Genomic DNA, 13,887 nt, shown 5'->3' with positions numbered 1-13,887 from the left:
GCGAGGCCAGAGCGCGTCGCTGCTCGATCCCGACCTTGTCGGCGGACGGGAACGGCTCCGGCACAAGAAGGTGTCGCTCAACACGCCCCCCTTGGCCGTCATCTGGCGGGCGGCCTCGATCGGGTGCCACCGAATGTTCCACCAGTGACACTTGCGGGCCGCATAGTTCGGCGCCACGTCCGATTTTAGTCCCCAATTGCCCCGGTACTCGCCTAGCGTGAGACGCTGAGATGGCGCTTCAGCAATTTGAACTTTTTCCAACTCGAGGCAGGTGATGTGGTCGGGGAACATCGATCGTCGGGTTGGTCGATCTGCTGGTCCTGACGGCAGCTATGGCTAGCGATCTCACATTGGATGAAAATTTGTCCCGAATCATGCTTAGATTGCCGTCCATTGACTTCTCACTGAACTGTACAAACCTGCCGCTGAAGTTTACTTTTTCCGAATTGTTTGGTGCTAAGGACCCGCACGCAGCTACTACTCTGGCGCGGGGAGTGAAAGAGTGATGCAGCGTGGGGCTGCCGCGAGCTTAGGTGACCTTCTGGCGGGAGATCTGCGGCTTTTTGGCGGACCTTCCACAGTTGAACCGCTCGCCGGCCGAATTAGGGCGGAGCAGGTTAGCATCGTTCTTAGCAACACGCCTCTGGGCATGGTTGCTAACATACTCAATGCAGCCATTCTGGTTATGGCGCTTTGGGGCTCGCCCGACCAAACTAATGCCATCCTATGGGCGAGTGGCATCATCGTGCCGGCGGCTGTTGTGGGCCTCAGAGCCAAAACATCGTTTCAGTCGGTCAAACCAAGGTCGGTGTCGCGCCGCACGACGCAAAATCTGGTCCGGAACGCCTTCTTGTTCGGAACTTGGTGGGGCTCGCTTCCCGTTCTGTTCTTCAGCGGCGCAACAAGCGCAGCCCAAGTCGTCATTACCTGTTTGAGCGCTGGGATGATCGCCGGCGGAGCCGCCTCCTTCTCCACGATCCCGATTGCGGCCGTCGCCTATACGCTTCCAATCTTCTTCGGTTCGGCGCTTGCAATTGCGCGGGTGGACGGCTCGATCAATCTGCCCGTCGCATTCCTGATCGTGACCTACGCCACCACGTTGTTGCGTGCAGTGTTTGCCCACGGGTTCGAATTTACCCAGCGGCTGATTTCGCAAGCCGAAAGCGAACGCGCCATTCGACGAGACGTGCTGACGAGACTACCAAACCGGTTCAGCTTCAATGAACGGCTTGAGAACGCAATCTCAAACGCAATGCAATTCGACGAAAAGTTTGCGTTGCTCTTGTTCACTTTCAACAACTTCAAAAATCTCAATGATCGTTTCGGCCGTGCGATGGCGGATGCCCTTCTTGTCGAAGCGGCCGCCAGACTTCGAAAATCTACACGCGAGAGCGACAGCATTGCGAGGCTTGAGGGCGCGGAATTTGCAATCATCGCTCCCGGCGACTGCAGGCCGGATCAAATCAGAACCCTGGCCAAACAGATCACGGATGCCATGCGTGCGCCGTTCCTGATCGAAGGACGAGAATTATATTGCAAGGTCTCCATCGGGGTCGCTTTCGCGCCCTGTGACGGCTCGGATGCCAATCAACTCCTACGCTGCGTCGACACCGCATTGCACAGGGCCACCACACCGGGAGCGGGTCCGATCCAGTTTTTCAGCGCCAGCGACGACGAGGCTGCCGCGAGACGCCATGCGCTCGAGCGCGATCTGGCATCCGCGCTCGCGGACGACCAGCTTTCGCTGGCATATCAACCGTTTCTCGAGCTCGGGAGCGATCGCATCCGAGGCTTTGAAGCGCTTCTGCGGTGGCACCATCCGATGTTGGGCGCCATCTCGCCGTCAGAATTCATACCGATCGCTGAAGACACCGGATTGATTCACGACATCGGACAATGGGCTGTCAGAACGGCTTGCCTGGCCGCGGCGCGATGGCCTTGCGGCTTGCGGATCGCCGTCAATTTTTCGGTGGTGCAGCTCAGGAACAAGGCATTACTTGATGGGATACGGACGGCCCTGTCGGAGGCCGGCTTGGAAGCAAGGCGCCTCGAGGTCGAAATTACGGAGTCCGTGCTAATTGCGAATTTTGAAGATGTGATCGCATTGTTGCGTTCGTTGAGTTTTCTGTCCGTTACAGTGGCTCTCGATGATTTTGGCACCGGCTATTCGTCACTCACTTATCTTCGCAAATTGCCACTTTCGCGGCTAAAGATCGACCGGTCCTTTGTTCAGGATATGCTCACCGACGCCGATTGCGCCGCAATTGTCAGATCATTGGTTGCACTGGCGCATGAGCTTCGCATCGACGTAACAGCTGAAGGGGTAGAAACTCCCGAACAGCTCGATTATCTGCGTCGCGTGGGGTGCGATGAAGCTCAAGGCTATCTAATCGGGAAACCAATCCCTGTAGATGATATTCCTGCATTGCTGCGGGACCGTCTGGTTTGGGAGCGAAGCACTTGAGTAGGAGCATCCCGCTTTGGCGGCAATGCTTCAGATGGCCCCAACCAAAGGTATTCCGACCAGGATTGCACGCAGGAGGTCGTCGCTTGGACGGCCGGATGAGCACCTCCCGCCAAGGGCTGGAGGATTACCTTGAAACGAAAGATCGCTATTGCCAGTTTTCCACGCACCGCGCTGGGGCTTCATTACATCCCTCTCTATGATGATGTGCAATCGTTCTGCTGTGGGGCCGATCATCCGCTCTTTCCACGCCGAATGAGCAAATTGACGATGAATGTCGGTCGGCAAATGATTGTGCGCTGCAAATTATCTCTTCGCAACTGCACAAGGCCGTGCGGTTGGCTTTGATCAAAGAATCTTAAGTCTAAGTGCTTGGTTGGAGCGAAGCCTTCAAAGCGTACCGAAATCGGTTGTGCTAGACCAATCCGGCATTTCTATTGTGGGTGTTCTGCTCGCGGCGACTCGCGCTGGAGGATGCAATCTGATGATGGGAGTTGCCAAGACGCGTGCTGGCGGATAAACGCCGGCGGCACGGAACTGCCCCCGGGACCCTTTGGCAATCATCTCGCAGGAACCAATATGAGGCGTCGAACCCGACCATTTATCGTGGAAGTCAAACGTAAGCGCGGCATTCCAAAACAGGCGCGGTCCATTTGGGGGGATTTGGACATATCGGCGGCCATCGCCGAGACAAAGAGCTTTGCGGAGGCGGCAGAGCAACCCAATTGTCAGACTATTGATTCCACCGTATCCTCGCTGGATCCTGAATATCTGATCAATCCACAAGCGGAGATTAATATGCCGGATACAAATAGCGCTGAACCTTTCGCATCTCCCTCTGAACTGCCTTCGAAAGTGGTAGCACCAAAGATCAAGAGAAAAGTTGCGCAATCGCGCAAGTCCAAGCCGGCGAAATCATTGCCTGCTCATACCAATGGTGCTGAGACGCAGGCTCGCACGTCAGATGCGGCGGCACCAATTCGAACCGGCCGCAAAATCTACTCTGCAAAGGAGCGAGCCGAGAAGCTCTCCGAGATGCAAAAGTCCATGGACCGCGGCGGCACTTTAAAACTGGCGGCAAAGCAGGCGGGCATATCGGAACAGACCTACTACCACTGGAAGCGAGCCTCCGCACCTGAAGCCCGTGGCGACGATCTCAAGGACCTGCTGGCGCTCGAGGATGAAAACAAGCGTCTAAAAGCGCTGCTCGCTCAGCGTCTTCGCAAGGAGAACGCGGAACTCAAAATGAAGCTTGGCCTGGCTTAGTATCCTCTGGTTCGCAGACAGCCGGGAGCGGCGACGGCAGGCGTCGAAACGTCCCCAATGGCTAGCCCCGATTGACCCACCGAGCAGTTGGTCTCTCGCCTGACTTTGAGGACTAAGTTGAGGCAAGGGCCGACGGGGCGATGGCCCCGTTAGCGGTATGGCGACCCACAGCAATGGGGCCGCAGCCGCGTAAGAAGCATTTACTTCGGCCACAGCGCCCTAAGCAAAAAATGCCTTGGCCACCGAACAAACGCTCAACGCAGCACTCCTCCATGGGTGTGCGCCGGGAGAGGAGATCGGCAGGCCGCTGGTTTTGGTCAGGTCAACCGTCCTTTGTTGTTTGTTCACGTCGGACATCGTAGCTGCCGAACGAGCGATCCTAAGCCGCGGCGGACTTGAACTGGCAACTAGCCCCGTGTGATCATAGGCCACCGATACACAGGTATTTCATCTCGAGGTAATCCTCGAGCCCGTGGCGCGACCCTTCGCGTCCGATGCCGGATTGCTTGATGCCGCCGAAGGGAGCCGCCTCCGAGGACATGCGGCCGGTGTTGATGCCGACCATTCCGTACTCAAGTGCCTCGGCTACCTGCCAGACCCGCTTGAGATTGGAGGCGTAAAAGTAGGCAGCAAGCCCATAGATCGTGTCGTTGGCTTCACGAACGACCTGATCCGGGTCCAGGAACGAGATGACCGGCGCCAATGGCCCGAATGTCTCTTCCTGCGCAACCGCCATTTCGCTCGTCACTTCGGTGAGTACCGTCGGTTGGAAGAAGGTGCCTTCCTTGCCGATGCGCGCGCCTCCACATCGGATCGTGCTGCCTTTCGCGACGGCATCAGCTATATGAGATTCGATCTTGGCAAGCGCTTGCCTGTCGATCAACGGGCCGATTGCCACGTCGGGCTCGAAGCCGTCGCCCACCGAAAGCTGACGGACCCTTTCGACGAATTTTGAGACAAACGCGTCGTGCACGCCTTCCTGGACGTAGAGGCGGTTGGCCGAAACGCAGGTCTGGCCTGCATTGCGGAACTTTGCCTGGATCGCGCCGTCAACCGCCGCGTCGACATCGGCATCGTCAAAGACGATGAACGGTGCGTTGCCGCCGAGCTCAAGGCTAACCTTCTTGATCTGGTCCGAGCACTGCCGCATGAGCAGCCGTCCGACCTCGGTTGACCCTGTGAAGCTGACCTTACGCACCTTGGGATTGGAGCAAAGTTCCTCGCCGATGGCCCCGCCTTCGGAGGCGTAGATCAAATTGACGACGCCGTCGGGAAAGCCGGCCTCGTGGGCGAGGGCGAACATGGCGCCTGCCACGAGCGGGGTTTGTTCGGCAGGCTTCAGCACGATCGTGCAGCCGGCGGCCAATGCCGGCGAGATTTTGCGGGCCACCATCGAAGCTGGAAAATTCCATGGGGTGATCGCGCCAACAACGCCGATCGGCTGTTTGATGACCAGCATGCGGCGGTCCGTCGAGGGCGCCGAGATCGTCTCGCCGTAGATGCGATTGGCCTCTTCGGCGTACCACTGCAGATAGGCGGCAGCATGCGCCACCTCCGATTTCGCCTCCGCGAGCGGCTTGCCCATTTCGGCAGTAAGGATGGCTGCAAGGTCGTCAGTGTGGTCGATGATCAGCTGATGCCAGCGCCAAAGCATATCGCTGCGCTCGCGCGCGGTCAGCGCCGCCCACCCATGCCGTGCCGCGTCGGCTTTGTCGATCGCAGCGCGCGTCTCCTCCACACCCATGGCCGGGAGCTCCGCCAGCAACTCACCGGTCGCTGGATTGGTAACCTCGAAGGTCGGCTTGCCGGCCGGCCTACCGAAAGCTGCGAGGCGGTCGATTGCTGCAAACAGTTTTGGTGATTTCAGGTGGCGAAACAGCGCCGGACGCAGGGACAAGAGAGGATCTCCTCGAGGCAGTGGGCTAGTCGGTCGGCGGCGGGATATCTACCCTCACGCTATGCTTTTGCAGGGGACTGCATACAATGACATAGGTCCAGGATGGAATTACCCGCCTGAAGGCGATAGACCAGGGTCAGGTCGTCGCCGATCGGGCGAGCGCGTCGAAGACAAATCGCTTCCCAGCGCCCACGCTCTCTTCCAACGAGCTACCGAGCGCAAGAGATGCGGCGATGGGGTAGTGTCTCAGTTTGAAATTTCGGCTGGTAGGCGAAAGGGGCTATCGCGTTTGCTCCCGTAGGCGGAAGCGCCTATATGCTTAGCGGAAAGCATTGAGGGGTGCTGCCGCCGTGATCATCGCACAGATGATAAACGACTTCATCACGATGCAGCATCCTGGTGCCGTATGCGACAGGTGTATCGCCGAAGCTCTGCATCTCAGTTCTCACGCGCACGCCGCGCAAACCACTGAGGCACTGGGGACCACTTCGGATTTCACCCGTCAGCGCGGTCGGTGCATAAGATGCGGTAGCGAAAGGACAGTGACAGTTGCCCACCGGACCTAAAGGCCAGAAGCGCCCCGCCGACGTGATCGGCAATGCCGTCCGCGTCATGCGCATCGCCACAGGCGAGGAAGCCGACGACACTCCGGATGACGGCAAGAACGCCGCCGCCAAAGAGCTTGGTTCGAAGGGCGGAAAGAAGCGCGCCGCCAACATGTCACCGGAGCGGCGCGCCGAGATCGCTAAGAAAGCCGCTGAAAAGAGGTGGCGGTCCAGCCGTTAACACTTGACCTTGTCGATTTTGTCGACCAACTTGTCGGTCAGAAAAATCGACAAGGAATCGTCATATGGCTTTGGTTGAAACGAAAATCTATCGCGATCAGTGGGATGTTGACTTGCGGCTGAGCCAAATGGGTCTGTCGCGGGCGAAGCTTCTTGCCGCTGTTGCCGTGGCAATGAATGAACGTGCCAACGCAACACCGTTCCACCCTGTCAACGCCGCCGGCACATTTGCATATCAGCATGGCGTATGGGCTATCCGGAACGAGTTTGTCGGCGGCATGTGGGTCGAGGATAAGACGGACGGCGTTGAAGGTATCCGCAACGATACCCTTAAGATCAAAGTGGCGTTTTCCAACGTCGATCTCGCCTGCCGTGACGACCATATTCCCAAGCCGCGTTCGACTAAGGGAGCCGGCGCCGAACGAGCAAGCAACGGCGCGATGCTTTTCGCCGATCTTCCGCACTATGCACCGAAGCCCGCAGAGGGATTGGCGCTGTACTATCTCATGGTCGATGAATCCGGCGCGGCGGAATTGACACGTGCCGTTGTGAAGGCAGGCAAGTTCAACGACCCCATCGAACGCATCTATCTCTCCAAGGGTGGAGATGAAGGCGACGTTCTTCTCACCGACAATGATGACGTGGCGAACGACTTCGACCCGCAGGTCGCACGCCGATAAGCGGTAGCAACATGTTTAATCCCAAACGCCTCAGCCTCGCCAGGAAACGGCGAAGGCTGACGGCAAAGGCGTTGGCCGAAAGGACTGGTTTGGCTCAGGACACGATCTCGCGTCTTGAGGCGGGAAGCCATCAACCCGACGAAGCGACTGTTACCAAACTTATTCGCGTGCTCGGCTACCCATCTGAGTTCTTCTATGATGCCGATCCGGAGGATATTGACACCGGCGCGGTTAGCTTCCGCAGCTTTTCCAAGATGAGCGCGCGTGAACGTGACGCCGCGATTGCGGCTGGCTCCCTCGGATTGCAATTGAGTGCATGGGTTGAAGATCGATTTAGCCTACCTGCGCCCAATTTGTTGGACCTGAGTTACGAGACGGACCCAGAGGCCGCCGCATTTTCGCTGAGACAGTTCTGGGGATTGGGCGAACGTCCAATTGGTAATTTGCTCGCACTTCTCGAAACACATGGCGTCAGGATTTTCTCGCTTTCGGAGAACACCGCATCCGTCAACGCCTTTTCGTTTTGGCGCGACAGTAAGCCATACGTTTTTCTGAACAACTTCAAGACGGCAGAGAGCAGCATTTTTGATGCCGCGCATGAACTTGGGCATCTTGTGATGCACAAGCATGGTGATCCGAAAGAGACGCGTTCCGCTGAGCGGGAGGCTGACCGCTTCGCGTCATCTTTTCTTATGCCTGCGCGCGACATGAAGGCGCGCGTGTCCCGCCTGGTTACTATCGATACCGTTTTGCGCGCAAAGTTCCGTTGGCGGGTTTCGGCGATGGCTTTGGCCTACCGTCTTAATGCACTGCGCCTGATTTCAGATTGGCAATACAAGTCCCTCTGCATCGAACTCGGTAAAAGAGGATATCGGCTGGGAGAGCCGAACGGCATTGAGAGAGAAACGTCACTGATCTGGCATAAAGTGCTGACGCAGCTTTGGTCTGAGAGGACAACCAAGAATGACATCGCAGCCAGTCTTCACCTTCCACTAGATGAGCTTGAGGGTTTGATTTGGAATCTTGCCGGTTCAGATCATCGGCCGGATCGACCTTCGACGGCCGGCATTCGTGCCGTCACATAGATGAACTTTCATGCTTGACACTAAGCATAAAAGTTCACATATTAGGGGCATGAACAAGCTGCCCCTTCAAACCCGCGTCCAAATCCTCTCAATGCTCTGCGAGGGTAGCTCGATGCGGTCGATCTCCCGCGTTGCCGATGTGTCGATCAACCCGGTTTCCAAGCTGTTGGTCGATGCCGGCAAGTTCTGCGCCGACCTGCACGACCGCGAAGTCCGCAACGTCCCCTCCAAGCGCATTCAGTGCGATGAAATCTGGTCGTTTGTCGGCGCGAAGGCCAAGAACGTTTCGACCATGAAGCAGCCGGTCGAAGGCGCGGGCGACGTGTGGACCTGGACCGCTCTGGATAGCGACAGCAAGCTTATCGTGTCATGGCTGGTCGGCGGTCGCGACGGCGAATATGCATTGGCCTTCATGGATGACGTGAAGGACCGTCTTGCCAACCGCGTCCAGCTTACGACCGACGGTCACCGCGCTTATCTGAACGCCGTCGAGGAAGCCTTTGGCGCCGATATCGATTACGGCATGCTTGTGAAGCAGTACGGCGAGCCGGAAAGCAACAAGTCGCCAGAGCGCCGCTACAGCCCGGCAATCTGCACTGGTGCCGTCAAGACGCGCGTTGAAGGCAATCCCGATCCGGAGCATGTCAGCACGTCGCATATCGAGCGCGCCAACCTCACCATGCGCATGGCGAACCGTCGCTTCACGCGCCTTACCAATGCCTTCTCAAAGAAGTTCGACAACCATGTCCACATGGTCGCGATTTACACCGTCTGGTACAACTTCATCAAAATGCACAAGACGTTGAAGATGACGCCGGCCATGGCGGCTGGCGTCTCGCAAACCCTCTGGTCGATGGAAGACCTTTGCGAAAAGATGGACGCCGTTGCGCCCAAGCCGGGCAAGCGCGGCCTGTATAAAAAGCGGGAGAAAGCTGCTATAGCTTAGGCGATGAGGGAAACCGTTCTGGCGATGCTGGAGCAGCATGTGCTCCTAGGTGAGCGCCATATTGCGCGCCAGCGGGAGATTGTCGCCGACTTCCACCATAGGGGTTTTAGGACGGACTTGGCCGAAGAGCTTTTGGCCTTGTTTGAGCAGATGCAACTTCTGCACGCCGCTCACCGGGATCGGCTTTTAAATTCAAACTGAGACACTACCGGCGATGGCGCTGGACAGCATGCACCCGGTTCCTCGCATCTCTTGCTGCAGGCGAGGGGCCTCGAACCGGACCGCAGGGTGGTTCGGCTGCACTAACATATCGATGGCCTGGACTCCCCGCGCATGTCCGCCCTTGACGAGCACAGAGTCCGAACGGTCGCCGACAATTCCTCTCCCTGTCGGCACACCGTGTCTTCGTCCGGCGCCGGTACGGACCCGGTCAGCGTTGCCAGTTCGACCAGATTGGGCGTGACGAGCCGGCAGACCGGCATCAGGGCGCGGCGCAGCGCCTCGATGGCATCCTCCTCCAGCAACACTCGTCCAGAGGTCGAGGCCAGTACCGGGTCGAGCACCGCCGGTACTTGCGGATTGCTCGCCAGGACGGAACCGATCGCTTCGATCACCGCTGCCGTGCCCAGCATGCCGATCTTGACCGCAGCGACCGTGTTCGCGGCAAAGGCAGCGCGCATCTGGGCGGCGATAAGCTCGGGCGGCATCTGCTCGATCCGCTCGACGGCAGAGTGCGTCTGCACAGTAACGGCCGTGACAGCGAGGCAACTGCGCAGTCCAAAGGCGGATACGGTCTCGATGTCGCGGGCTATCCCAGCGCCGCCGCTCGAATCGGAGCCGGCGACGATGAGCACGTGCGGCGTCATCGCCATTGGGCTGTCGCCGCCAGCCATTCAGCCGCCCGCGCCTCGGGATGCGTGTTGCAGGTGATGTCGGTCACGACCGCGGCGCTGTCAGCGCCTTGCGCGAAGACGCCGGCAATGCGCTCGACGGTCAGCCCGCCGATGGCCACGAGCGGAAGCTTGCCAACGCGCTGCCTCCAGATGGCGATGCGGCCCAGTCCCTGCGGCGCCCATTTCATTGCCTTGAGGATGGTCGGGTAGATTGGGCCAAGCGCGACATAGTCCGGCTCGGCTTGCAGCGCGGTCTCCAGTTCGGCGTCGTCGTGTGTGCTGAGGCCCAGCCTCACGCCCGCCTTGCGGATCGCCTTCACATCGGCCTGCGCCAGATCCTCTTGGCCGAGATGGACGAAATCGCAATCCTCCTCGATCGCGATACGCCAGTAGTCGTTGACGATGAGCTGACAGCCGTGGAGGTCGCATACCGCCTTCGAAGCGCGGATCTCGCGGCGCAGCGAAGCTTCGTCCAGGTCCTTGATGCGCAGTTGCACCAGCTTCACGCCAAGCGGCACGAGACGTTGGACCCACGCGGCGGAATCGACGATCAGGTAGAACGGATCGAGCTTCATGAAAATGCTGCCATGCCGATGACTGGGGGTGAGGGGACGGCCATGTCGCGCGGCTCGAGCAGGCCGGCGCAATAGGCCCCGCGGCCAGCTTCGATCGCCTTGCCAAAGGCCGCGGCCATGGCCACGGGATCGCCGGCCTTGGCTATCGCCGTGTTAAGAAGCACTGCGTCGTAGCCAAGCTCCATCACGGCTGCGGCATGCGACGGACGGCCGATGCCGGCATCGACGATCAGGGGAATATCGGGGAAATGGCCGCGCAGGCTTCGCAGCGCCTCGGGATTTTGCGGCCCGCGCGCGGAGCCGATCGGCGCGCACCAGGGCATTAGCAGCTTGCAGCCGGCATCAAGCAAGCGCTCGGCAACGATCAGGTCGTCGGTCGTATAGGGGAAAACCTCGAAGCCTTCCGAGGCGAGGATTCTTGCAGCTTCTACCAGCCCGAAGACATCAGGCTGCAGCGTGTCGCTATTGCCGATCACTTCCAGCTTGATCCAATCCGTGCCGAACACCTCGCGCGCCATCTGCGCCGTCGTGACCGCTTCGCTCACCGAATGACAACCGGCTGTATTGGGGAGAACGCGAACGTCCAAGGACTGGACCAGTGACCAGAATTGCCCGCCGGATTTTCCGCCGGAGGTCTCGCGGCGGAGCGACACGGTGACAATCTCAGTGCCGGAGGCTTTGACCGCCTCGGCCATAACAGCCGGTGAGGGGTACAGCGCGGTGCCAAGCAGAAGCCGGGACGAGAGCTTTTCTCCGTAGAGGTCTAGCACGGAATCAGCCTCCCTTCATCGGTGACAGGATTTCGATACGATCGCCGTCAGTCAGACGGCAACTGTCGCGCTCCTGGGTCGGCACAACGTCGCCGTTCAGTGCGGTGGCGAGCCAACCGCCCTGGAAGTCGAGTTCGACAAGCAGCGCGGCGAGCGTCCCTGCCGCGACTTCATGGCTCTGGCCATTAACAGTGAGCTTCAAGGGTCAACTCCTTTGCGGCGGGATTTCCCAGAATGATGTCAGCCGCCTGCCGCGCCATGGCCGGTGCGAGCAGGAAGCCGTGGCGGTAGAGGCCGTTGATACGAAAGTTCCTGCCGTCGCGCTCGACGCGAGGCAGGTTGTCGGCAAACGTGGGGCGAACGCCGACGCCTGTTTCGACCAACTCGGCTTCGCCGAAGGCTGGATGCAGCGTGTAGGCGGCGCCGAGTAGTTCCATGGTCGAGCGCGCGGTGATCGGACCTTCGGCATCGCATTCGACCATCGTCGCGCCGACCATGAACAGGTTTTCCGCGCGGGGCACGACATAGACCGGGATGCGCGGATGAAGCAGGCGCACTGGCCGAGCGAGCGAAATCTCGCTGGTTCGCAGCATAAGCATCTCGCCGCGCACGCCACGCAATTCCGGCCGGCTGTCGGCGATGCCGGTGCAGTCCACCTCGACATCCGCGATTGCGGACACCGAGCCGCTGCTGAACTCGAGACGAGCGCCGAAGACGATCAGCTTGTCGCGAAGCGCAAGCAAGACCTTGCGCGGGTCGAGATGCGCCTCCTCGCCGAAGAACAGGCCGCGTCCGAACCGGCCGGCGAGGGCCGGTTCTAGTTCCGCGATCTCATCGGCGTCGGGCTGCCTGAAGCCAGACGTGCGGCGGCCGAACCGGTCCAACTCGGCGGCATCGCGGGCAGGGGCTAGCACCAGCGTGCCGCTGCGTGAGACATGGCCGGGCAATGCTGCGTCCCACCAGTCAGCCGCGCCGCGTCCGAGCGTCAGCACCGCCTCTTCGGCGCTCTCGCGCTCGCACCAGGGCGCGAGCATGCCGCCGGCCCGCCAGGAGGCATTGCAGGCGATCTCCTCGCGCTTTTCGACCACGGTCACATCGGCGCCGCGCGTTGCCAGCTCGTGCGCGAGCGTCAATCCGGCGACGCCAGCGCCGCGAACGAGCACCTTCATGGCGTGTCCGTGCGCTCGGAGGTGCTGTCGACCGGCATGTAGAGATCGCCGCCGTCGCGGTACTTCGCAGCCATGGCCGCGAGCCCTTCCTTCTGCGCTTCCGCGCGGATGTCGTGCGAGATCCGCATCGAGCAGAATTTAGGACCGCACATGGAGCAGAAATGCGCCACCTTGTGCGCCTCCTTGGGCAGGGTTTCGTCGTGGAAGGCGCGCGCCGTCTCGGGATCGAGCGAGAGGTTGAACTGGTCCTCCCACCGGAACTCGAAGCGCGCCCGCGACAGCGCGTCGTCCCTGACCTGGGCGGCCGGATGGCCCTTGGCGAGGTCGGCGGCATGCGCGGCGATCTTGTAGGTGATGACGCCGGTCTTGACGTCATCGCGGTCGGGCAGGCCGAGATGCTCCTTCGGCGTGACGTAGCAGAGCATCGCCGTTCCGAACCAGCCGATCATCGCCGCGCCGATGCCCGATGTGATGTGGTCATAGCCCGGCGCGATGTCTGTGGTGAGCGGCCCGAGCGTGTAGAACGGCGCTTCGCCACAGACCGCGAGCTGCTTGTCCATGTTTTGCTTGATCTTGTGCATCGGCACGTGGCCGGGCCCCTCGATCATCACCTGGCAGTCCTTGGACCAGGCGATCTTGGTGAGCTCTCCGAGCGTTTCCAGCTCGGCGAACTGGGCCGCGTCATTGGCATCGGCGATCGAGCCGGGGCGAAGGCCGTCGCCGAGCGAGAACGCCACGTCATAGGCCCGGGCGATGTCGCAGATCTCCTCGAAATGCTCGTAGAGAAAACTCTCCTTGTGGTGATGCAAGCACCACTTGGCCATGATCGAGCCGCCGCGCGACACGATGCCGGTGACGCGGTCGACGGTGAGCGGGATATAGGGCAGGCGCACGCCGGCATGGATCGTGAAATAGTCCACGCCCTGCTCGGCCTGCTCGATGAGGGTGTCGCGGAACACCTCCCAGGTCAGTTCCTCGGCGACGCCGCCGACCTTCTCCAGCGCCTGGTAGATCGGCACCGTGCCGATCGGCACCGGCGAATTGCGCACGATCCATTCGCGGATGTTGTGGATGTTGCGCCCGGTCGAGAGGTCCATTACCGTATCGGCGCCCCAGCGGATCGCCCACACCATCTTCTCGACCTCTTCGGCCATCGACGAGGTGACGGCGGAGTTGCCGATATTGGCGTTGATCTTGACCAGAAAATTGCGGCCGATGATCATCGGCTCGCTTTCCGGGTGGTTGATGTTGGACGGGATGATGGCGCGGCCGCGCGCCACCTCGTCGCGCACGAATTCCGGGGTGACGAAATCGGGGATCGCGGCGCCGAAGCTCTCGCCATCGCGCTGGAGTTTCG

The 13,887-nt window shown here is 60.1% G+C and carries 13 protein-coding genes and 1 pseudogene; 7 read left to right on the top strand and 7 right to left on the bottom strand.

The annotated features are described in order from the left end of the window. The first annotated feature begins 302 nt into the window (after positions 1–302). The 3 genes from CK222_RS31945 (at position 303) to CK222_RS33105 (ending at position 3,730) form a co-directional block, all read left to right on the top strand. Positions 303–506, top strand: coding sequence for a hypothetical protein (locus CK222_RS31945; protein ID WP_141247129.1), 204 nt, complete (start codon positions 303–305; stop codon positions 504–506). Further along, complete coding sequence (locus CK222_RS26760; RefSeq protein WP_095802448.1) at positions 506–2,464, top strand: GGDEF domain-containing phosphodiesterase; 1,959 nt, start codon at positions 506–508, stop codon at positions 2,462–2,464. The genes CK222_RS31945 and CK222_RS26760 overlap by 1 nt, the downstream gene beginning before the upstream one ends. Positions 2,465–3,070: 606 nt before the next feature. Beyond that, positions 3,071–3,730, top strand: coding sequence for a transposase (locus CK222_RS33105; protein WP_245433288.1), 660 nt, complete (start codon positions 3,071–3,073; stop codon positions 3,728–3,730). Positions 3,731–4,151: 421 nt separating this feature from the next. On the opposite strand, the gene CK222_RS26750 is transcribed toward CK222_RS33105, so the two are convergent. Beyond that, positions 4,152–5,627 (bottom strand): NAD-dependent succinate-semialdehyde dehydrogenase, encoded by a 1,476-nt coding sequence (locus tag CK222_RS26750; protein WP_095802447.1) that lies wholly within the window; start codon positions 5,625–5,627, stop codon positions 4,152–4,154. A 549-nt stretch (positions 5,628–6,176) separates the two neighbouring features. Here CK222_RS26750 and CK222_RS26745 point away from each other — a divergent pair. The 4 genes from CK222_RS26745 (at position 6,177) to CK222_RS26730 (ending at position 9,123) form a co-directional block, all read left to right on the top strand. Continuing rightward, a complete protein-coding gene (locus tag CK222_RS26745) occupies positions 6,177–6,413 on the top strand; it encodes an RNA-binding protein (RefSeq protein ID WP_095802446.1) in 237 nt (78 codons plus the stop codon). A gap of 64 nt (positions 6,414–6,477) precedes the next feature. After that, entirely contained in the window at positions 6,478–7,092 is a 615-nt protein-coding gene (locus CK222_RS26740) for a hypothetical protein (RefSeq protein ID WP_095802445.1), read from the top strand. Positions 7,093–7,103: 11 nt separating this feature from the next. After that, positions 7,104–8,177, top strand: a complete 1,074-nt coding sequence (locus tag CK222_RS26735) for an ImmA/IrrE family metallo-endopeptidase (protein WP_095802444.1) — start codon at positions 7,104–7,106, stop codon at positions 8,175–8,177. 49 nt (positions 8,178–8,226) lie between these two features. Beyond that, a complete protein-coding gene (locus CK222_RS26730) occupies positions 8,227–9,123 on the top strand; it encodes a DDE-type integrase/transposase/recombinase (protein ID WP_210201945.1) in 897 nt (298 codons plus the stop codon). Between the two features lie 192 nt (positions 9,124–9,315). On the opposite strand, the pseudogene CK222_RS26720 reads toward CK222_RS26730, so the two are convergent. The 6 genes and pseudogenes from CK222_RS26720 to thiC all read right to left on the bottom strand — a co-directional run. After that, positions 9,316–9,989: pseudogene (locus CK222_RS26720) on the bottom strand (hydroxymethylpyrimidine/phosphomethylpyrimidine kinase). Continuing rightward, positions 9,986–10,591: a thiamine phosphate synthase gene (locus tag CK222_RS26715; RefSeq protein WP_095802441.1), complete on the bottom strand. Its 606-nt coding sequence runs from the start codon at positions 10,589–10,591 to the stop codon at positions 9,986–9,988. The pseudogene CK222_RS26720 and the gene CK222_RS26715 overlap by 4 nt, the downstream one beginning before the upstream one ends. Continuing rightward, complete coding sequence (locus CK222_RS26710) at positions 10,588–11,361, bottom strand: thiazole synthase (protein WP_095802440.1); 774 nt, start codon at positions 11,359–11,361, stop codon at positions 10,588–10,590. Before CK222_RS26710 ends, CK222_RS26715 begins: the two co-directional genes overlap by 4 nt. Positions 11,362–11,365: 4 nt before the next feature. Then, entirely contained in the window at positions 11,366–11,563 is a 198-nt protein-coding gene (thiS, locus tag CK222_RS26705) for a sulfur carrier protein ThiS (protein ID WP_095802439.1), read from the bottom strand. After that, on the bottom strand, positions 11,547–12,530 hold the full coding sequence (gene thiO / locus CK222_RS26700) for a glycine oxidase ThiO (protein ID WP_095802438.1): 984 nt from the start codon (positions 12,528–12,530) through the stop codon (positions 11,547–11,549). Before thiO ends, thiS begins: the two co-directional genes overlap by 17 nt. Further along, positions 12,527–13,887 (bottom strand): phosphomethylpyrimidine synthase ThiC (gene thiC, locus CK222_RS26695; protein ID WP_141247127.1); only part of this gene is annotated, 1,361 nt, incomplete at its 5' end. The genes thiC and thiO, both read right to left, overlap by 4 nt.

It is taken from the genome of Mesorhizobium sp. WSM3866, from assembly GCF_002294795.1.
In the GTDB taxonomy this organism is placed as follows: Bacteria; Pseudomonadota; Alphaproteobacteria; order Rhizobiales; family Rhizobiaceae; genus Mesorhizobium.
The sequence above is the reverse complement of the archived record's forward strand: the minus strand, read 5'-3'. Positions and strand labels throughout refer to the sequence as shown.